Genomic DNA, 17,822 nt, shown 5'->3' with positions numbered 1-17,822 from the left:
GTCACGCCGCCTTCGCGGGTGTCAGGTAATCAAGCAATTCGCCGAGCCTTTCGCGCAGCTGGTGGCGATGGACGACCATGTCGACCATGCCGTGCTTGTGCAGATATTCCGCGCGCTGGAACCCTTCGGGCAGCTGCTCGCGGATCGTCTCCTGTATCACCCGTTGCCCGGCAAAGCCGATCAGCGCGCCGGGCTCGGCGACATGCACATCGCCTAGCATGGCATAGCTCGCCGTGACGCCGCCCGTGGTCGGGTCCGCCAGCACGACGATATAGGGCAGGCCCGCTTCCTTCAGCCGCCGCGTCATCACCGTGGCGCGCGGCATCTGCATCAGGCTGAGAATGCCTTCCTGCATGCGCGCGCCGCCAGCCGCGGTAACGCAGATAAAGCCGCATTTCTCGTCCAGCGCCTTCTGCGCCGCGATGATGAAGCTTTCGCCCACGGCCATGCCCATGCTGCCGCCCATGAAGGTGAAATCCTGCACACCGACGACGGCAGGCTTCCCATCGATCGCGCCGAATGCGCCGGTGAAGGCATCGCTGGACGGGTTGGCGGCGCGTGCGGCTTTCAGCCTGTCGCGATAACGCTTGGTGTCGCGGAAATTGAGCGGATCCTCGGCTACTTTGGGCGCGGGGAGGATCTCGAAGCCGTCATCCAGCAGTTGCTCCAGCCGAGCATCCGCACCAATGCGGCCGTGGTGGTCGCATTTCGGGCAGACGCTGCAATTCGCCTCGTATTCCTTGACGAAAACCATTTCCTGACAGCGCGGACATTTGATCCACAGATTGTCGGGCGTTTCGCGCTTCGCCACGAAGGGCAGGCGCTCGCGGACACGGGTGAGCCAGTTCATGCGGTCGCCTTTCGCGCGGAATGCACGGCCTTGGCAAGCCTCTCGGTCAATTCGCGCAGGTGTTCGGGCGCTTGCGATGCGTGTTTCTCGACCAGTTCGACCAGCGCGCTGCCCACCACCACGCCGTCTGCCACGCGGGCGATGGCGGCGGCCTGCTCGGGCTCGCGAACGCCGAAGCCAACCGCGACGGGCAGGTCTGTGTGCGATTTGATGCGCGCGACATTCGCCTCGATGTCGGCCAGCGCGGCGCTCTGCTTGCCGGTGATGCCGGCGACGCTGACGTAATACAGGAACCCGGCCGAGCCATCGAGCACCTGCGGCAGACGCGCCGCGTCCGTGGTGGGGGTGGAGAGCCTGATCGGCGCAATGCCCTTGGCGCGCAGGGCAGGGCCGAGATCTTCGTCCTCCTCCGGCGCGAGGTCCACGCAGATCACACCGTCCACACCCGCCTCGGCGAGCGCATCGGCGAGCCATTCCGGCCCGCGCCGGATCATCGGATTGGCATAGCCCATCAGCACCAGCGGCACATCCGGATGACGCTCGCGAAACGCAGTGGCGATGGCGAGCACGTCGGCAGTGGTCGTGCCCTCGCCGAGCGAACGGATGTTCGCCGCCTGTATCGCGGGGCCATCGGCCATGGGATCGGTGAAGGGCATCCCCAGCTCGATCACATCCGCGCCGCCCGCGACGAGCGCATCGAGATTAGCCGCAGTGTCGCCATCGCCTGCGGTGATGAAAGCGACGAGGGCGGGGTGGGGGGCGGCGAAGGTGGTGGAGAGGCGGGTCATGCGAGAAGTTTCGAGATCAGGAAGCCGAGCGCGATACCGCCGAGAATGTAGATCGGAAGCGAAATTAGTAGCGGCCGCAATCCAATCCAAAAACCTCGCCGAAACTCTGGATCATGCCAGTTGTCCCTGACCTCCTTCAGATCGTCGAAAAGCGTCGGACTGCTCAAATCTCCACTCCCAGAGCTTCGGCGACGGTGAAGATGTCCTTGTCGCCGCGGCCGCACAGATTCATCAGGATCGTTTGATCCTTGTCCATCTCGGGTGCGCGGTTGGCGACGGCGGCGATGGCGTGGCTTGGCTCCAGCGCGGGAATGATGCCTTCGGTGCGGCAGAGCAGTTGGAACGCCTCCAGCGCCTCCGCATCGGTGGAGGACGTGTATTCGACGCGGCCGGTTTCCTTCAGCCATGCGTGTTCCGGCCCGATGCCTGGATAATCGAGCCCCGCGCTGATCGAGTGGCCTTCGGTGATCTGGCCGTCCTCGTCCTGCAGCAGGTAGGTCTTGTTGCCGTGGAGCACGCCGGGGAACCCGCCTGCAAGGCTGGCCGCATGTTCGTCTCCATCGAGACCCTTGCCCGCCGCTTCGACGCCGAGCAATTTCACTTCGGGATCGTCGAGGAAGGGGTGGAAAAGGCCGATGGCGTTCGATCCGCCGCCGATGCAGGCGACCGCGAGATCGGGCAGCTTGCCCGTGCGGTCGAGCATCTGCGCGCGCGCTTCCTTGCCGATCACACTTTGGAAATCGCGGACAAGCTCGGGATAGGGATGCGGCCCGGCCGCCGTACCGATGATGTAGAACGTGTCATGCACATTGGCGACCCAGTCGCGAAGCGCCTCGTTCATGGCGTCCTTCAGTGTGCCGCGCCCCGCGGTCACCGGGCGGATTTCCGCGCCGAGCAGCTTCATGCGGAACACATTGGGCGACTGCCGCCGCACATCCTCCGCGCCCATATAGACGACGCAGGGGAGGCCGAAGCGCGCGCAAACGGTAGCGGTGGCGACGCCGTGCTGACCCGCACCCGTCTCCGCGATGATGCGCGTCTTGCCCATGCGGATCGCGAGCAGAATCTGCCCGATGCAATTGTTGATCTTGTGCGCGCCAGTATGGTTCAGCTCATCGCGCTTGAACCAGATCTGCGCGCCGCCAAGTTCTTCCGTCAGGCGCGGCGCGAAATAGAGCGGGCTGGGGCGGCCGACATAGTGCTCCAGCAGGTCGTCGAACTCGTCCTTGAACGCCGGATCTGCCTGTGCCGCGCGATATTCGCGCTCCAGATCGAGGATGAGCGGCATCAGCGTTTCGGCCACGTACCGACCGCCGAACTTGCCGAAATGGCCGCGATCGTCGGGCTGGTTGCGGAAGGAGTTGGGCGCGTTCTCGGTCATGCCGATGCCCTAGCGCTCTTCGCCGCTTCGCAGAAGCTGCGTATTTTGGCCGTATCCTTCACCCCCGGCTCGCTTTCCAGGCCGGAGGACGCATCGACCAGCGGCGCGCCGGTATAACGGATGGCGTCGGCGACATTCTCCGGCGTGAGGCCCCCGGCCAGCCCCCAAGGCATCTGGTGCTTGTGGTTGAGGAGCAGCCGCCAGTCCAGCGCAAGCCCGTTGCCGCCCGGCAGCGCGCCGGCGGGCGCATCGAAGATCAACCGGTGCGCGGCATCGGTGAACTTGGCCGCCTTTTCCAGCGACGTTCGGCTCTTCACGCCGACCGCTTTCCAGATCTCCAGCTCTGTTTTCTGTCGCAGAAGGCCGATCCACTCGGGCGTCTCGGTGCCATGAAGCTGCAAAACGTCCGGCTGCACATCCTGCAGGGCGTAGGCCGTCTCCTTCGGATCGAGATTGACGGTCAGCAGCACGACCTTCACGCCTTCCGGCACGCGGGCGCGCAGTTCCGCTGCTTGCTTCACGGAAACATGGCGCGGCGAAGGTTCGTAATGCACCAGCCCGATATGGCTCGCCCCGGCATCCACGGCGGCATCGACGGTTTCGGGCGTTGAAAGCCCGCAAATCTTGATCAGCGTCTCCGGCATTTGGGCGACCTAAATACTGGCATGTGCGATTGCCAGAAAAATGACTGCCTAGCGCAGAATATCTTCCTGCACGCGCCCGGCGATTGAACCATCGAAGCGGACGGCGCTCACCCTGCCATCTGCGACTGCGTACTCGACCCCGAAAAATGCAGGCCCACCATCGCAGACGGTGGTGGGCGCTCGGTCCGAACTCATGCCCACCGGCAGGAAATTGCCATAGATCATGCGCGCCCCGTTTTGTTCGTAACCGATATACTCCCGGCGATATGACGATGGATCGATCGCGAAGGATGCTGCCGGGCCCACGTCTTCGCGCGATGTGGAAAGCAGGGTTGCAAGATCGCTCTCAAGGCCCGTTATCTCGGCGGGCGAGGGCGTGAAGAATCCACCGGTGGCCATCGGCGAGGCCCTGGAGCAGGTCGCAAGAGCCGCTGCACCGCGCTCCGGATCCATCAGCACGACGCGCTCGGGTGAAAAATCCCCGGTGGTGGCGCAAGCCGAAAGGAGCGTGGCGGCAATAGCGATTGGCGCAAGCTTGTTCATAGGGTCTCCTCTATTTGTTTAGCAGCCGCCAGCGGATCGTCGGCGCGGCTGATCGGGCGGCCGATGACCAGCACCGATGCGCCGTCGTCGCGTGCCCGGCGCGGGGTGACGACGCGTTTCTGGTCGGCGGTCGCCTTGCCGCCAGGGCGCAGGCCGGGGACGACGAAGAAGCCGTCCTTCCAGCGATCATGCACAGAGGCGATTTCCTGCCCGGAGCAGACGATGCCATCAAGGCCCGCATCCTGGGCCAGGTCCGCCAGTCGCATGACGTGATCGTGCGGCGTGCCGCCCACGCCGGTCCGCTCTAGGTCGCGCTCGTCCAAGCTAGTGAGCATGGTGACGGCAACGACCTTGCAGTCCTCTCCCGCAGCGGCCTTGGCATCCTCCATCATCGCCCGCCCGCCGCTGGCGTGAATGGTGACAATGGCGGGTTCGAGGACGTGGATCGACTGCATCGCGCCCGCCACGGTGTTGGGAATGTCGTGCAGTTTAAGGTCGAGGAATATCGGCAGGCCGCAATGCGCGATTTCGTGCACGCCGTGATGGCCGTGGGCGCAGAAGAATTCGAGGCCCAGCTTCACTCCGCCGATATGTCCTTTCACCTGCTCGCACAGCGCCTTCGCGGCATCGAGCTGGGGAAGGTCCAGCGCGAGATAGACGGGATTGGACATGCGCGCGCGCTCAGTCGCGGTCGCTGCGCAGCGTGCCGGGATTTGCGTCCGGCGATAGCTCGTTCTCGGTCGGGTCGCGGTCCACGGTTGTGTCTTTAGTCGAGGGCGTGGCGGTCGACACGGTTGCATCCTCGGAGACCTGCGTATCCGCGCTCGCCCCGGCCGTCGGCGCCACGACAGGCGTTGCGGCAGCGGTGCGCGCGGCGTTTTCCAGGCTCGCGATCTTGCGCTGCGACTTCCACTTGCTGCCACGGTGATACAGCCACATCGGCACGAAACCGATCAGGAAGCTGACGATCACGATGGCCGGGATCTTGGTGTCGACCACGATTCCGTCCCAGATGCGCACGGTGACCGTGGGGTCCCAATTGGCGATGGAAAACAGCAGCAGGCCGACCAGCAGCAGCACCCAGATCACGGTTCGCACGATTTGCATCGGATATTCCTCGATTGGTCCCTATTTCGTATGGATGCTAGGCGAGGTGGCCCGGCAAGGGAAGGGCGCAATCCCTTACCCGAATACCCGGTCGAACACCGTATCGACGTGCTTGAAGTGGTAATCGAGATTGAATTTGTCCTCCAGCTCCGGCTCGCTCATCGCGGCGGTCACTTCTTCGTCCTGCTTGAGCAGTTCGAGCAGTGACAGCCGGCCGTCGCTTTCCCAAACCTTCATCGCATTGCGCTGGACGAGGCGGTAGGCATCGTCGCGAGTGATCCCGGCCTGCGTCAGCGCCAGCAGCACGCGCTGGGAGTGGACGAGGCCGCCCATCCGGTCGAGATTCTTCTGCATGCGCTCAGGGTAAACTAGCAGCTTGTCGACCACGCCGGTGAGACGGGCAAGCGCGAAATCGAGCGTGATGGTGGCGTCCGGCCCGATGAACCGCTCCACGCTGGAGTGACTGATATCCCGCTCGTGCCACAGGGCCACATTTTCGAGAGCTGGCAAGGCATAGGCGCGGATGATGCGGGCCTGTCCGGTGAGGTTCTCCGTCAGGATCGGGTTGCGCTTGTGCGGCATGGCCGACGAGCCCTTCTGGCCGGGCGAGAAATACTCTTCCGCCTCCAGCACCTCGGTGCGCTGGAGGTGGCGGATTTCGACCGCCAGCCGCTCGATCGAGCTGGCGATGACGGCGAGAACGGAGAAATACATGGCGTGCCGGTCACGCGGGATGACCTGCGTGCTCACCGGCTCGACCGTAAGCCCCATTTGCTCGGCGACATATTCCTCAACCGAGGGATCGATATTGGCGAAGGTGCCGACAGCGCCGCTGATCGCGAAGGTGGCGATTTCCGCGCGCGCGGCCTTCAGCCGGTCCCGGCAGCGGTCGAATTCGGCATAGGCCTGGGCGAGCTTCAGGCCGAAAGTCGTCGGCTCTGCGTGAATGCCGTGGCTGCGGCCGATGGTGGGGGTGTATTTGTGCTCCTGCGCGCGGCGCTCGATCGCAGCGAGCAGCGCGTTCATATCTTCCAGTAGCAAGTCCGTGGCGCGGGTCAGCTGGACGGCAAGCGTCGTATCGAGCACGTCGGAACTCGTCATCCCCTGATGCATGAAGCGCGCTTCGGGGCCGACCTGTTCAGCCACCCAGTCGAGAAAGGCGATGACGTCATGCTTGAGCACCGCTTCCTTCGCATCGATCGCGGCGACGTCGATGCCCGGATCGGTCTTCCACCAGTCCCACAGCGCCTTGGCCGCGCTTTCGGGCACGACACCCAGATCGGCGAGCTTCTGCGTCGCATGCGCTTCGATCAGGAACCAGATCTCGTATTTGCTCTCCTGTTCCCAGATCGCGGTCATGGCAGGGCGGGCGTAGCGGGGGACCATCGTCGGGCTCCGGGAATCGGGGTGAAGGGGATGAGCGCGCGGCTAGGTCAGCCGGGCCGGATTCGCAAGCGGTGCGGGGCGCTAGATCACACCCTTGGCGCGTAGACTGACATGCCCCTCTCGCCCGACGATGACGTGATCGTGGACGGTGATGCCGACATGGCGACCGGCCTCTGCGATGGCTTGGGTGATGCGGATATCGGCGCGGCTCGGCTCGGGATTGCCGCTGGGGTGATTGTGCACGAGGATCAGTGCCGAGGCACCGCAATCGAGGCCGCGTCGGATCACTTCCCGCGGATGGATCGCGGCCTCGTCCACCGTGCCGTCCCCCACGTGGTGATCGAGCAGCAGGCGGTTCTTCGCATTGAGATAGAGCACCCGCACGCGCTCCACCGTCAGATGCGCCATATCGATGGCGAGGTAGTCCAGCAGCGCCTGCCAGCTGCCGAGCACGGGCTTGTCGGCCACTTCGCTGCGGGCCATGCGCCGGGCGATCAGCGCGGCAATCTTGATCTGGCCGGCGCTGGCATCGGATACGCCCTTCACCTGCTTCAGAGCGCCCGGATCGGCATTGAGCACTGCCGCCAGCGAACCGAAGCGCGCCAGCAGGGCCTTGGCCTGCGGCTTGGTGTCGCCCCGCGCCAGCGCGCCGAACAACAGGTATTCGAGCACTTCGTAATCGGCCAGCGCCTCCGCCCCGCCGGTCAGCAATCGCTCCCGCAGCCGCGCGCGATGTCCCGCCGCGCCCGATGCTGCCGCTTTCGCCGGATTTTCAGACCCGTCCGCCATGCCAGCGCATTGCCTTTGCGCGGGCCAGCGCGCAATAGCGCATGCGATGGGATCGGATGGCGAGACGGGCGGGCGCGGCGGCCGACGATGGCTGCGATGGACGCTGCGCATCGTGTCCATCCTGCTCGTCCTGGCGCTCATTACCGCGTGGCTGCAGCGCAAGGAAATCGCCGAAACGCTGATCGACGACACCTTCGCCGATGCAGGCGTGGAGGCGAGTTACGATATCGAGCGGATCGGCCTGCGCGAACAGGTGCTGACCGATATCGTGCTCGGCAATCCGGCACGCCCCGATTTCACCGCCGACCGGCTCGAACTGCGCATCCGCCCGCAATTCGGCCTGCCCGATATTACGGAAGTGACACTGACCGAGCCGCGCATCTACGGCGTATTGCGCGATGGCGAGCTCAGTTTCGGTCAGCTCGATCCGCTTATTTTCGGCGAAGAAACCGGCGAGCCGTTCGAATTTCCCGATGTCGAGCTGTTCATCGACGATGGCCGTGGCCTGCTCGAGACCGAATTTGGGCGCATCGGCCTGAAATTGGCAGGCGGAGGCCATTTGCGCGGCGGCTTCGCGGCGGAGGTGGCAGCGGTCGCGGATGAGCTTTCCCTGCGTGGCTGCGCGGTGGAGCGACCCACTCTCTACGGCGAATTGTCCATCGATGCCGAGCGCCCCGCATTCGATGGTCCGCTGCGTTTCGAAGGGCTCCGCTGCGAAGACGCGGGTCTCGCCTTGGCAGACGGTACAGTGGACGTGTCCGCCCGGGCCGAACGCAATTTGCAAGATGTCGAAGGCCAATATGCGCTGGCGCTTGGCCCATCCTCCGCCGGTACTCTGGCTATGGACGAGCTGGCTGGCGAGGGGCGCTTCAGCTGGCGCGATGGCACGCTGAATGCGCTCTACGACGTTACGGCGAGCGCATTGCAGAGCGACTACGCGGCGGCGCAGACATTCACGATCGACGGTCGGCTGCGCGCGGTGGAGGGCTTCGGCAATATCCAGCTCGCCGGTGAGGTGTCGGGCGAGGAACTGCGGATGGGGGGCGACCTGGATAGCGCCATCGCCCAACTCGCCGACGCTGGGAGGGGCACCCTGGTCGCGCCGCTTGCAAACCGTCTCGGCCTCAACCTCGCGCGGGAAATGCGTGGCAGCACGCTTGCAGGCCGTTTCGATGCGCGATTGATCGGCGACATCGCCAGTGTGATCGTCCCGGAAGCGCGCCTTCGCGGCGGAAGCGGGCAAAGCGTGCTCGCGCTATCTCGGATCCGATTGACGAATGCCGCGGGCATGCCGCGCTTCTCCGGCGATCTCGCGACCGGCGGGGAAGGGTTACCTCGGATCACCGGACGCGTTGAGCAGGCAGTGGGCGGCGCGAGCGAATTGCGGCTGACCATGCGCGAATATGCAAGCGGCAATTCCCGCCTCACCGTGCCTAGGCTGTCCATCTTTCGAAGCCGTGATGGACGCATCACCTTGGATGGACAGGTGCTCGCCAGCGGGCCGTTGCCGGGTGGGTTTGCGCAAGGCCTGGTCCTGCCCGTGGACGGCACCATCGCACCTGATGGCAGTCTCGCACTGTGGAACGGCTGCCGGAATTTGCGCTTCGAGTGGCTGCGCTACGCCAATCTGACGCTCGGTCGCCAGTCCTTGACCCTGTGCCCGCCATCGACCGGTTCGATCTTGGGTTACGGGGAAAACGGATTGCGCATTGCGGCAGGCACCACCGAGCTCGACCTGGCCGGAACGCTCGCCGAAACGCCGATCCGATTGAGCACCGGTGCGGTCGGCTTCGCCTATCCGGGTGCCGTCTCCGCAAGGGATCTCGATATCGCGCTCGGTCCGGCAGACAATGCTCAGCGTTTCACTATCACGGACGTCACTGCCAATTTCGGCACCGACGCCGTGACGGGCACGATAACGGGCGCGGATGTGTTTCTCGCCTCCGTCCCGCTCGATATCGTCGGTCTGGATTCAGCCTGGCGCTATGCCGGGCAGCGGCTGTCGCTGTCGCAGGGAAGTTTCACTCTCGAAGATCGGCAAGCGCCGTTCCGTTTCGAGCCACTAGTGACGCGCGATGCGACGCTGACACTGGCCGACAATCGCATTACCGCCGACGCATTGCTCCGCTATCCACAGACCGATGTCGCAATTGCCGATGCCGACATCGTGCACGATCTTTCGACAGGGCGCGGCGAAGCGCTGCTTGATGTGCCGGGCGTCACCTTCGGGAGTGCGTTGCAGCCGCTCGACCTGACGCGCCTTGCGCTGGGCGTCGTCGCCAATGTCGAGGGAACCGTGACGGGCGAAGGGCGGATTGCGTGGGCTGAGAGCGGCGTCACCAGCACCGGCGCTTTCTCCACGGACGATCTCGACCTGGCTGCTGCGTTCGGCCCGGTCCGCGGGGCAAGCGGAACGGTGGTATTTACCGATCTTCTCGGTCTGACCACCGCGCCCGACCAGCGCATCGCGTTGGAAGCAGTAAATCCCGGTATCGAGATCTACGAAGGCGAAATGGGTTTCCAGCTCATCGATGGCGAGCGGATCGAGGTGACCGGCGGCCGCTGGCCTTTCCTTGGCGGCACGCTTTCCGTGCGGCCAGTCACGCTGAATATCGGCGTGCAGGAAAGCCGCACCTATATCATCGACGTCGCCGGGCTGGAGGCGCCGCTTTTCATCGAGCGGATGGGCCTGTCCAATCTGACCGCCGACGGCATATTCGACGGGACGATCCCCATCGTCTTCGACGCGGATGGCAATGGCCGGCTGATTGGCGGCACGCTCCAATCGCGCCCGCCCGGCGGCAACGTCGCCTATATCGGAGAGCTTACCTACGAAAATCTCGGCACGTTCGGCAATCTCGCCTTCGAGGCGCTACGCGATCTCAGCTACGAGGAAATGACGCTGGCGATGGACGGTCCGCTGACCGGCGAGTTGGTGACCCGCGTGCGTTTCAGCGGCGTAGGGCAGGGCGAAACGGCGGAGCGCAATATCGTGACCCGCGCCGTAGCTCAGCTGCCGATCGACCTGCGCATCAATATCCGCGCGCCATTCTATAAACTGATCTCCACCCTGCGCGCGCTTTACGACCCGATGGCGCTGCGCGATCCACGCTCGCTCGGCCTGATCGGCGCAGACGGCACGGTGCTGCGCGATGCGGTGGATCAGGACACGGTGGACGCGATGGACGAAGCCGCCGCCGAGCAAGCAGAGCGCGAGCTTCGCGAATCGCTGAACGCCAGCGAACCCGATATTCAGCCTCAGGAAAGCGAGGAAACGCCATGATCGCCCGCAAATTGACGAAGTGCGCACGCCGCGCGCATAGGCCCCATATGACGGGCGGGAAAAAAGCGGCGAGCGCGGTGATGGCGATGGTGGGAAGCGCGGCGCTTTCAGGCTGCATCAATCTCGAGGCACCGGACGAGCCGATCGTGATAGAGCTCAACATCAATATCACGCAGGAAGTGATCTATCGTCTGGCGGAAGATGCCGAAGAGGTGATCGAGGAGAATGCCGACATCTTCTGATGCGGCGATTGGAGCGAGTGACATGACGATCGGACGAAAATCGATAGCGCTTGGCTGCGCGTTTGCCGCCGCCTTGCTTCTCGGCACGCCTGCCGCCGCGCAGCAGCGCGATCCGGCATATCAGTCCGCGCGCGACAATGGCCAGGTGGGCGAGAAGATGGACGGCTATCTCGGCGTCGTCGGTGAAGCGACGCCGGAATTGCGACGTCTGGTGGACGACATCAATATTCGCCGGCGCGCTGTCTATGCAGAACGTGCGCAGGCAGAAGGCGCCACGCTGCTCGAATACGCCTTCACCGCTGGTTGCCTCGCCATTGTCCGCACCGTGCCGGGTGAGATGTATCAGGCACCCAGCGGCGAGTGGACCCGTCGCGGCACCGAAGCCCCGCTGCGCGATCCGCGCTGTCCCTAAGCTTGGGCTGTCCTACAACCTACATGAACTGCTCGGTTCGCCGACATGACCGACGTGTCCAACCTTTGCCGTCAAACGCTTCTCATGCCTGTGCAGATGCGCCCGCAGACTTTTGCTTCTGAACACTGTCACACCTGTCACACCCTGCACCAAAAGGGGCCGCGCACGTGTTGACTCGCCATGACCCCCCTTCTAAGGGGGCGGCGCCCTCGGCGGGCAGGTTTCGGTGCCCGTGCCCACTTCCCAATCAGGAGCAGGCATGAGCGACGAAAAGCCCGGACGGGAACCCATCGGCGAGGATGCGCGTATCGACGCGCTCGAGGAGCGGCTCAGGGCCGCGCGCGAGCGGGAAGAGAAGCGCAACGCGCCGAAGGTCAAAGGTGCCGATGCCAGCTACAAGGCTGGCAGTCGTGCACTGGCGGACCTGGTAGGTGGGCTTCTCGGCGGAGCGGTTGTCGGCTGGACCATCGGTTGGTTCACCGGCACCAATCCCTGGGCCCTGTTGGTCGGCCTGTTCCTCGGAATAGTGGTCGCCTTCAGGAACATCATTAGGAATTCGAGCCGGCCGCCCGAATAGGCAGTCGGCAAAGCGATTAGGACAGGGGTTTCCCGGACGTGGCAGCCGAGACGGCAAAAGTCGATCCGATGTACCAGTTCACGGTGGAGCCGCTCGTCGGCGCCGACTGGAACATTGCCGGCTACAACATCGCTTATACCAATTCGGCACTGTGGATGACGATCACCGCAGTGGTCCTCTTCGTGTTCATGCTCGGCGGCATGAAGCGCGAACTGGTGCCCGGTCGCTGGCAGATGACGGTGGAGAGCTTTACCGGCTTCATCGAGGATATGCTGGACGCGAATATCGGCAAGGAGGGGCGCAAATACGTGCCCTATATCTTCAGCCTGTTCATGTTCATCCTCTTTGCCAACCTGCTCGGCCTGCTGCCTGTCGGCCTTGTCGGCGTGCACCCTTTCACCTTCACCAGCCACTTCACCGTAACGGGCGTGCTGGCGATCATCAGCTTCTCCATCGTTCTGATCGTGGGCTTCTGGAAGCACGGTTTTCACTTCTTCAGCCTGTTTGTGCCGCATGGCACGCCGCTGCCGATGATCCCGATCCTCTTCCCGATCGAGCTGATCTCCTTCCTCGTGCGCCCCTTCAGCCTGGCACTGCGCCTGTTCGTCGCCATGATGGCGGGGCACGTGCTGCTCAAGGTACTGTCCGGCTTCGTCATCGATGGCTGGAATGCGGGCGCGGGTTTCGGCGTCCTCGTCGGCGTGCCCAGCTTCATCCTGATGATCGGTATTTCCGCGCTGGAAATCCTCGTTGCCGGTATCCAGGCCTACGTCTTTGCGCTGCTCTCGTCGCTCTACATCAACGACGCCGAGAACCTGCACTAAGTTCACTCTCTTCAATCGCTTACAAGTTTACCTCGAAAGGAAATTCTCATGGATCTCGAAGCTGCCAAGATGGTTGGTGCCGGTCTCGCGGCAATCGGCGCCGGCATGGCCGCGCTGGGCGTCGGTAACGTTTTCGGCTCGTTCCTCGAAAGCGCGCTGCGCAATCCGGGTGCTGCGGACGGCCAGCAGGGCCGTCTGTTCATCGGCTTCGCCGCTGCCGAGCTTCTCGGCCTGCTGGCCTTCGTCGTGGCGATGATCATCCTCTTCGTCTGACGATCCTTCCGGTCGGGCGATACGCGTTCGGCCGGTTTCAAGACTGACCTCGCACCGACAGGCGGAATCCGTCCATGCCTCAGATAGCCCAAATGGCCGAAATCTGGTCCAGCCAGCTGTTCTGGCTGCTGGTGACTTTCGGCTTCGTGTTCTTCGTCGTCGGGCGGGGCATGGTGCCGCGCGTCATGGATACCGTAGGTATGCGCGACAAGCAGATCGCCGACGATCTGGCCGCCGCGCAGGCCGCCAGAGACGCCGCCGACAAGGCGGAAGAAGACTGGCGTCAGCGCGAAAACGCCAATCGGGAGCGGGCGCAGGCGCTCGTGAACGAAGCCAAGGCGAAGGCCCAGGCCTCGACAGAAAAGCGCCTTGCCAAGGTGCAGGCCGGTATCGACACGCAGCTGACCGAGGCGGAGGCCCGCATCGAAGCGAGCCGCGCCGAAGCTGCTGCCGAGATCGAAGCCGTCGCTGCCGAAGCCGCGCAGGACATCGCCCAGCGCCTGGCCAACATTTCGGTAACGCAGACTGCCGCGCGCTCGGCAGTTCAGGAGGCGATGAGCCGTGGCTAATCCGCAGACCCAGACCGCCGACCTGCCCGAAGTCATCGCTACCGATGTGGCGGAGCAGGGTGTCGCCGTCACGATCGATGACGGCGAGGCCGGCAAGCATCTCGAGCCCTCTCTGCTGGGCCTCGAGCCTTACCAGTGGGTCGCCATCGCGATGGCTGTCCTACTTCTGATCGCGTTCTTCGGTGCGAAGGTGCACAAGATCATCGCCGGCGGCCTCGACAACAAGATCAAGGCGATCCGCGACAATCTCGAAGAGGCAAAGCAGCTGCGCGCCGAGGCAGAGAAACTTCGCGAGGAATATGCCGCCAAAGTCTCCGGAGCGGAGAAGGACGCCGAAGCCATGCTCGACAATGCCCGGCGCGAAGCCGATGGCATCGTCGCCAAGGCGAAGGATGATACCGCCGCGATGATCGCGCGTCGGGAGCGTATGGCGCAGGACAAGATCGCCGCTGCCGAGCGCCAGGCTCTGGCAGAGCTGCGTGCCAAGGCTGCCGACGCGTCGACTGCCGCCGCTGCCAAGCTTATCGCCAAGAACCACGATGCCGCCGCCGACCGCGCGCTGGCGGATGAGGTGATCGGCAAGCTCTGAGCCACTGAGGCTCGGCTCGATTTCGGAACATTTGCGGTGCTCATCGGCTGGTTGGACAAACATCCACCGCTATGGGAGAGCACGCATGTCCGTCGCCAAAGTCACCGAAATCATTTCCTCCTCCGCCGTCGGGATCGAGGATGCCGTCAAATCCGGCGTGGCGCGCGCTTCGAAAACCTTGAACGGCATCACCGGCGTCTGGGTCAGCGACATAAAATGCACGGTCAACGACAACGCCATCACCGAATGGCGATGCACGCTGAAAGTGACCTTTGTCCTGAACGACTGAGGCTCAACGCCTAGAACGCGTCCTTCGCCGCTCTCAGCGCGGCGAAGGTCTCGTGCGGCGCGTCTCCGCCCCAGCGCGCCTGCATCTCGGGCGCATCGGCGCGCAGGAAGGGATTGGTACGCAATTCGCGCGACAGCTTGAATGGCACGGTCGGTTCGCCCGCCTCACGCCGCGCGTCGATCTCCTCCGAATAGGACGAGAGCGCATCGTTCTCCGGATCGGCGTGAAGCGCGAATTTGGCGTTTGCCTGCGTGTATTCGTGCGCGCAATAAAGCGTCGTTTCGGCGGGTAGAGCCTTTAGCCGCTCGAGGCTCGCCCAGAATTGGTCCGGCTGGCCTTCGAACATTCGCCCGCAGCCCAGCGCGAACAGCGAGTCCCCGACAAAGGCGATGCCTTCATCGGCCAAGTGAAATGCGATGTGGCCATTGGTATGGCCGGATACGTCGATCACCGCCGCTTCATGATCGCCGAGTTTTACTGTATCGCCATGCCTCAAGACCTGGTCGATGGGGAAAATGCGTTCGACCTCCGCGGGAGCGATAACCGTGGCGCCTGTTGCCTCCACGATAGCCTCGTTCCCACCCGCATGGTCCGGATGCCAATGGGTGTTCCAGACGGCGGTGATGCGCCAGCCCTTCGCCTCTGCCTGCTTCAGATACTCCTCGCCATCGGGTGTATCGATGCAAGTCGTCTCGCCGCTGGAAGGGTCGTGGACGAGAAAGCCGTAATTGTCGGACAGACAGGGGAACTGGTGGATTTCGAGCGCCATGTCAGCCTTTCCTGCCGCGAGGGAATTGCTGTGTTTCCTGCGGAACGGTGATCCAAGGGTGGATGCATTCTTCGAATACGGAGCGCGCGGGCGAGTCACTCGAATGCCCTTCATGCGCGCCAATGGCGACGCCGATGCCGCCGGGATGCTTCGTGGTGCGAAGGTAGAGCGGCGTGCCGCAAATGGGGCAGAAGCCATGGGTGAGCGGATCGCCGCTATCGGCATTGCGGGTGTATTCGGTTGCTTCGCCCGATAGCGTGACCTGCTCCGCCATGTAGTAGATCATCAGGCCGAAGGGCGATCCGGTGCGGCGCTGGCAGGCCTTGCAGTGGCACATCACGCCGGAACCTTCGCCGTCGATCTCGGCGCGCAACTGTCCGCATTGGCAATGGGCGGTGGGCATGCGAGCAGACTTACCGCTTGGCGCAGATATAGGAAAGGCCCGCCTGCCGATCCGGCAAGCGGGCCTTCCTGATGCCTCCAAAAGGAAGAAAGCTTACTTCTTCTCTTCGTCGGTCTTTTCATCCTTCTTCAGCGCGGCGCCAAGAATGTCGCCGAGCGAAGCGCCACTGTCGGCGCTGCCGAACTGTGCAACGGCTTCCTTCTCTTCGGCGATCTGGTGCGCCTTGATGGAGAAGTTGGGCTTCTTCGAACGATCGAAACCGGTGACCATCGCGTCGACCTTCTGGCCGGTCTGGAAGCGATCGGGACGCTGCTCGTCACGGTCGCGGCCGAGGTCCGAACGCTTGATGAAGCCGGTCGCACCATCGTCGCCCACCTGCACTTCGAGGCCGCCATCGCGGACTTCGAGCACAGTGACGGTGACGACTTCGCCGCGACGCAGGCTGTCGCCCGTTCCACCTTCGGCCGGAGCACCCTTTTCGAGCTGCTTCATGCCGAGGCTGATGCGCTCCTTGTCGGTGTCGACATCGAGAACAACGGCTTCGACTTCCTCACCCTTGCGGTGCAGGGCGAGGGCGTCCTCGCCCGAGATGCCCCAGGCGATGTCAGACATGTGGACCATGCCGTCCACGTCGCCCGGCAGGCCGATGAAGAGACCGAATTCGGTAGCGTTCTTGACTTCGCCGGTCACGGTCGAGCCGACCGGATGCGCATCGGCGAACTCTTCCCACGGATTGCGCTGGGCCTGCTTCAGACCAAGGCTGATGCGGCGCTTTTCGGCGTCCACTTCCAGCACCATGACTTCCACTTCCTGGCTGGTCGAGACGATCTTGCCGGGGTGGACGTTCTTCTTGGTCCAGCTCATTTCGGAAACGTGGACCAGGCCTTCGATGCCCGGTTCCAGCTCCACGAAAGCGCCGTATTCGGTGATGTTGGTGACGGTGCCGTTGACCTTCACGCCGACTGGATACTTGGCGCCGACGCCTTCCCATGGATCGCTTTCCAGCTGCTTCATGCCGAGCGAGATGCGCTGCGTTTCGGCATTGATGCGGACGATCTGCACGGTCACGGTCTGGCCGATCTCGATCACCTCGCTGGGGTGGTTCACGCGCTTATAGCTCATGTCGGTGACATGGAGCAGGCCGTCGATACCGCCGAGGTCCACGAAGGCCCCGTAATCGGTGATGTTCTTCACCACGCCATCGGTGACCTGGCCTTCGCTCAGCTTATCGATCAGTTCGCTGCGCTGCTCGGCGCGCGTTTCTTCGAGAATGGCACGGCGCGAGACGACGATGTTGCCGCGGCGACGATCCATCTTCAGGATCTGGAAGGGCTGCGGCATGTCCATCAGCGGGGTGACGTCGCGCACGGGTCGGATGTCGACCTGGCTGCCGGGCAGGAAGGCCACGGCACCGTCGAGATCGACGGTGAAGCCACCCTTCACGCGGCCGAAGATGCGGCCTTCGACGCGTGCGGTTTCGCCGAATTCGCTTTCCAGCTTGTCCCATGCGGCTTCGCGGCGGGCACGGTCGCGGCTGAGCATCGCTTCGCCGTCTGCGTTCTCGACCCGGTCGACGAAGACTTCGACTTCGCTGCCGACTTCGAGCCCGTGCTCGTCTTCACCACGCATGAATTCCTTGAGATCGACGCGGCCTTCGCTCTTGAGGCCGACATCGACGATGGCCATGCCATTTTCGATGGCGGTGACGGTGCCCTTGACGACGCGGCCTTCGAAGCCACCCTCGGCGCCGCCGAGCTGTTCGTCGAGCATTGCCGCGAAATCGTCGCGGCTCGGATTGGCAGAAGTTGCCATAGGTTCTAGGTTCCTGTTCACATTTGCTACCGGCCACCGGTTTTACCGGGGTCTTGGTCCGTCTGTCCGCACCATTGCGAACCGTACGGGGCAAGAGGCCGTTGTCCGTGCGAGGCCGAATGCCGCCGCCCGGGTCCTGTCCATCTATCGATTTCGAGAACGGCGCGCGCCTATGCGAAAGCGGCGCCAAAGGCAAGCGAATTGGGGCGAGGCGAAGGCGGCGGCCGACCGGGGGTGTGACAAGTGTGACAGTGTCCTGGAGACAAAAACGGCGGGAATGTGGAAGCGTCGC

General features: G+C 63.8%; 21 protein-coding genes. 9 read left to right on the top strand and 12 right to left on the bottom strand.

All coding sequences use genetic code 11. From position 1 onward, the window contains the following. Position 1: 1 nt before the first annotated feature. From accD to radC, 9 genes are all read right to left on the bottom strand, one after another. Positions 2-850: an acetyl-CoA carboxylase, carboxyltransferase subunit beta gene (gene accD, locus D6201_RS05180; protein WP_120047848.1), complete on the bottom strand. Its 849-nt coding sequence runs from the start codon at positions 848-850 to the stop codon at positions 2-4. Beyond that, positions 847-1,638, bottom strand: a complete 792-nt coding sequence (gene trpA, locus D6201_RS05175) for a tryptophan synthase subunit alpha (protein ID WP_120047847.1) — start codon at positions 1,636-1,638, stop codon at positions 847-849. Before trpA ends, accD begins: the two co-directional genes overlap by 4 nt. Before the next feature lie 163 nt (positions 1,639-1,801). Next, positions 1,802-3,019, bottom strand: coding sequence for a tryptophan synthase subunit beta (gene trpB, locus D6201_RS05170; protein WP_120047846.1), 1,218 nt, complete (start codon positions 3,017-3,019; stop codon positions 1,802-1,804). After that, positions 3,016-3,663: a phosphoribosylanthranilate isomerase gene (locus tag D6201_RS05165; protein ID WP_120047845.1), complete on the bottom strand. Its 648-nt coding sequence runs from the start codon at positions 3,661-3,663 to the stop codon at positions 3,016-3,018. The genes trpB and D6201_RS05165 overlap by 4 nt, the downstream gene beginning before the upstream one ends. 48 nt (positions 3,664-3,711) lie before the next feature. Beyond that, positions 3,712-4,206 carry a hypothetical protein gene (locus tag D6201_RS05160; protein ID WP_120047844.1) on the bottom strand — a complete coding sequence of 165 codons (495 nt, stop codon included), beginning with the start codon at positions 4,204-4,206 and terminating at the stop codon, positions 3,712-3,714. Next, positions 4,203-4,877, bottom strand: coding sequence for an orotidine-5'-phosphate decarboxylase (gene pyrF / locus D6201_RS05155; protein ID WP_120047843.1), 675 nt, complete (start codon positions 4,875-4,877; stop codon positions 4,203-4,205). Before pyrF ends, D6201_RS05160 begins: the two co-directional genes overlap by 4 nt. Positions 4,878-4,887: 10 nt before the next feature. Continuing rightward, complete coding sequence (locus tag D6201_RS05150; RefSeq protein ID WP_120047842.1) at positions 4,888-5,313, bottom strand: LapA family protein; 426 nt, start codon at positions 5,311-5,313, stop codon at positions 4,888-4,890. A 75-nt stretch (positions 5,314-5,388) separates the two neighbouring features. Further along, on the bottom strand, positions 5,389-6,699 hold the full coding sequence (purB, locus tag D6201_RS05145) for an adenylosuccinate lyase (protein WP_120047841.1): 1,311 nt from the start codon (positions 6,697-6,699) through the stop codon (positions 5,389-5,391). A gap of 81 nt (positions 6,700-6,780) precedes the next feature. After that, positions 6,781-7,488, bottom strand: a complete 708-nt coding sequence (radC, locus tag D6201_RS05140) for a RadC family protein (RefSeq protein WP_120047840.1) — start codon at positions 7,486-7,488, stop codon at positions 6,781-6,783. Positions 7,489-7,534: 46 nt separating this feature from the next. Here radC and D6201_RS05135 point away from each other — a divergent pair, with 46 nt between their 5' ends. From D6201_RS05135 to D6201_RS05095, 9 genes are all read left to right on the top strand, one after another. Next, the gene (locus D6201_RS05135) at positions 7,535-10,771 is read left to right on the top strand and encodes an intermembrane phospholipid transport protein YdbH family protein (RefSeq protein ID WP_165853499.1); all 3,237 of its coding nucleotides are present in this window, start codon (positions 7,535-7,537) and stop codon (positions 10,769-10,771) included. Positions 10,772-10,818: 47 nt separating this feature from the next. Continuing rightward, entirely contained in the window at positions 10,819-11,013 is a 195-nt protein-coding gene (locus D6201_RS05130; protein ID WP_120047838.1) for a YnbE family lipoprotein, read from the top strand. A 22-nt stretch (positions 11,014-11,035) separates the two neighbouring features. Continuing rightward, positions 11,036-11,425, top strand: a complete 390-nt coding sequence (locus D6201_RS05125; protein ID WP_120047837.1) for a YdbL family probable chaperone protein — start codon at positions 11,036-11,038, stop codon at positions 11,423-11,425. 259 nt (positions 11,426-11,684) lie between these two features. Beyond that, positions 11,685-12,002, top strand: coding sequence for an AtpZ/AtpI family protein (locus tag D6201_RS05120; RefSeq protein WP_120047836.1), 318 nt, complete (start codon positions 11,685-11,687; stop codon positions 12,000-12,002). A 38-nt stretch (positions 12,003-12,040) separates the two neighbouring features. Further along, positions 12,041-12,826 carry a F0F1 ATP synthase subunit A gene (locus tag D6201_RS05115; RefSeq protein ID WP_277949478.1) on the top strand — a complete coding sequence of 262 codons (786 nt, stop codon included), beginning with the start codon at positions 12,041-12,043 and terminating at the stop codon, positions 12,824-12,826. A 48-nt stretch (positions 12,827-12,874) separates the two neighbouring features. Next, on the top strand, positions 12,875-13,099 hold the full coding sequence (locus D6201_RS05110) for a F0F1 ATP synthase subunit C (protein ID WP_048885460.1): 225 nt from the start codon (positions 12,875-12,877) through the stop codon (positions 13,097-13,099). Between the two features lie 74 nt (positions 13,100-13,173). Next, positions 13,174-13,668, top strand: coding sequence for a F0F1 ATP synthase subunit B family protein (locus D6201_RS05105; protein WP_120047835.1), 495 nt, complete (start codon positions 13,174-13,176; stop codon positions 13,666-13,668). Then, a complete protein-coding gene (locus tag D6201_RS05100) occupies positions 13,661-14,257 on the top strand; it encodes a F0F1 ATP synthase subunit B family protein (RefSeq protein ID WP_120047834.1) in 597 nt (198 codons plus the stop codon). The genes D6201_RS05105 and D6201_RS05100 overlap by 8 nt, the downstream gene beginning before the upstream one ends. 85 nt (positions 14,258-14,342) lie before the next feature. Then, complete coding sequence (locus D6201_RS05095) at positions 14,343-14,546, top strand: dodecin family protein (RefSeq protein WP_120047833.1); 204 nt, start codon at positions 14,343-14,345, stop codon at positions 14,544-14,546. 10 nt (positions 14,547-14,556) lie between these two features. On the opposite strand, the gene gloB is transcribed toward D6201_RS05095, so the two are convergent. The 3 genes from gloB to rpsA form a co-directional block, all read right to left on the bottom strand. Continuing rightward, positions 14,557-15,315 carry a hydroxyacylglutathione hydrolase gene (gene gloB / locus D6201_RS05090; protein WP_120047832.1) on the bottom strand — a complete coding sequence of 253 codons (759 nt, stop codon included), beginning with the start codon at positions 15,313-15,315 and terminating at the stop codon, positions 14,557-14,559. Between the two features lies 1 nt (position 15,316). Then, complete coding sequence (locus D6201_RS05085; protein ID WP_120047831.1) at positions 15,317-15,718, bottom strand: GFA family protein; 402 nt, start codon at positions 15,716-15,718, stop codon at positions 15,317-15,319. 93 nt (positions 15,719-15,811) lie between these two features. Then, complete coding sequence (gene rpsA, locus D6201_RS05080; protein WP_120047830.1) at positions 15,812-17,530, bottom strand: 30S ribosomal protein S1; 1,719 nt, start codon at positions 17,528-17,530, stop codon at positions 15,812-15,814. Positions 17,531-17,822 lie beyond the last annotated feature (292 nt).

The organism is Aurantiacibacter aquimixticola, from assembly GCF_003605475.1.
In the GTDB taxonomy this organism is placed as follows: Bacteria; Pseudomonadota; Alphaproteobacteria; order Sphingomonadales; family Sphingomonadaceae; genus Alteraurantiacibacter; species Alteraurantiacibacter aquimixticola_B.
The sequence above is the reverse complement of the archived record's forward strand: the minus strand, read 5'-3'. Positions and strand labels throughout refer to the sequence as shown.

What these genes read in the sequence shown, in the direction of transcription:
- D6201_RS05110 (WP_048885460.1), top strand. Translation starts at nt 12,875, where the DNA reads ATGGATCTCGAAGCTGCCAAGATGGTTGGTGCCGGTCTCGCGGCAATC.
- D6201_RS05160 (WP_120047844.1), bottom strand. Translation starts at nt 4,206, where the DNA reads ATGAACAAGCTTGCGCCAATCGCTATTGCCGCCACGCTCCTTTCGGCT.
- D6201_RS05105 (WP_120047835.1), top strand. Translation starts at nt 13,174, where the DNA reads ATGCCTCAGATAGCCCAAATGGCCGAAATCTGGTCCAGCCAGCTGTTC.
- gloB (WP_120047832.1), bottom strand. Translation starts at nt 15,315, where the DNA reads ATGGCGCTCGAAATCCACCAGTTCCCCTGTCTGTCCGACAATTACGGC.
- D6201_RS05085 (WP_120047831.1), bottom strand. Translation starts at nt 15,718, where the DNA reads ATGCCCACCGCCCATTGCCAATGCGGACAGTTGCGCGCCGAGATCGAC.
- D6201_RS05150 (WP_120047842.1), bottom strand. Translation starts at nt 5,313, where the DNA reads ATGCAAATCGTGCGAACCGTGATCTGGGTGCTGCTGCTGGTCGGCCTG.
- trpA (WP_120047847.1), bottom strand. Translation starts at nt 1,638, where the DNA reads ATGACCCGCCTCTCCACCACCTTCGCCGCCCCCCACCCCGCCCTCGTC.
- pyrF (WP_120047843.1), bottom strand. Translation starts at nt 4,877, where the DNA reads ATGTCCAATCCCGTCTATCTCGCGCTGGACCTTCCCCAGCTCGATGCC.
- radC (WP_120047840.1), bottom strand. Translation starts at nt 7,488, where the DNA reads ATGGCGGACGGGTCTGAAAATCCGGCGAAAGCGGCAGCATCGGGCGCG.
- D6201_RS05095 (WP_120047833.1), top strand. Translation starts at nt 14,343, where the DNA reads ATGTCCGTCGCCAAAGTCACCGAAATCATTTCCTCCTCCGCCGTCGGG.
- accD (WP_120047848.1), bottom strand. Translation starts at nt 850, where the DNA reads ATGAACTGGCTCACCCGTGTCCGCGAGCGCCTGCCCTTCGTGGCGAAG.
- D6201_RS05130 (WP_120047838.1), top strand. Translation starts at nt 10,819, where the DNA reads ATGACGGGCGGGAAAAAAGCGGCGAGCGCGGTGATGGCGATGGTGGGA.
- D6201_RS05165 (WP_120047845.1), bottom strand. Translation starts at nt 3,663, where the DNA reads ATGCCGGAGACGCTGATCAAGATTTGCGGGCTTTCAACGCCCGAAACC.
- D6201_RS05125 (WP_120047837.1), top strand. Translation starts at nt 11,036, where the DNA reads ATGACGATCGGACGAAAATCGATAGCGCTTGGCTGCGCGTTTGCCGCC.
- rpsA (WP_120047830.1), bottom strand. Translation starts at nt 17,530, where the DNA reads ATGGCAACTTCTGCCAATCCGAGCCGCGACGATTTCGCGGCAATGCTC.
- trpB (WP_120047846.1), bottom strand. Translation starts at nt 3,019, where the DNA reads ATGACCGAGAACGCGCCCAACTCCTTCCGCAACCAGCCCGACGATCGC.
- purB (WP_120047841.1), bottom strand. Translation starts at nt 6,699, where the DNA reads ATGGTCCCCCGCTACGCCCGCCCTGCCATGACCGCGATCTGGGAACAG.
- D6201_RS05120 (WP_120047836.1), top strand. Translation starts at nt 11,685, where the DNA reads ATGAGCGACGAAAAGCCCGGACGGGAACCCATCGGCGAGGATGCGCGT.
- D6201_RS05135 (WP_165853499.1), top strand. Translation starts at nt 7,535, where the DNA reads ATGGGATCGGATGGCGAGACGGGCGGGCGCGGCGGCCGACGATGGCTG.